The following is a 465-nucleotide window of genomic DNA, read 5'->3' on the forward strand; positions in this document are numbered from 1 at the left end:
TCGGCGATGCTGGACAACATCGGCGTGCCGGTGAGCGGCATCAATCTGACTTACGACTCCTCGGACCCGATCGGCTCCGAAGATGCCGACGTGATGATCACGCTCGCGCCGAAACACAAGCCGACCGCGCAATACGTGGCGACGCTGCGCACCACGCTGACGAAAGACTTCCCCGGCGTCACGTTCGCCTTCCTGCCCGCCGACATCGTCAGCCAGATTCTCAACTTCGGCCTGCCCGCGCCGATCGACATCCAGATCGTCGGCAACAAGCTCGACGCCAACCGCGTGGTGGCGAACCGCCTGCTCGCGCAACTGCGCGGCGTGCGCGGCCTCGTCGACGCGCGCATTCAACAGCCTGGCGACGCGCCCGCGATCAACGTCAATGTCGACCGCACGCGGGCGATTCAGGCCGGCCTGCTGCAACGCGACGTGTCGCAGAATCTGCTGATCGCGCTCTCCGGCAGC

At 66.0% G+C, this 465-nt stretch carries 1 protein-coding gene; it reads left to right on the forward strand.

Features of this window, described 5'->3' with window-relative positions:
* Window positions 1-465: efflux RND transporter permease subunit (locus tag P0D96_RS48395; RefSeq protein WP_408321462.1), on the forward strand; the 465-nt coding region annotated here is incomplete at both ends.

The organism is Paraburkholderia sp. RL17-347-BIC-D (assembly GCF_046027915.1).
Lineage (GTDB): Bacteria > Pseudomonadota > Gammaproteobacteria > Burkholderiales > Burkholderiaceae > Paraburkholderia.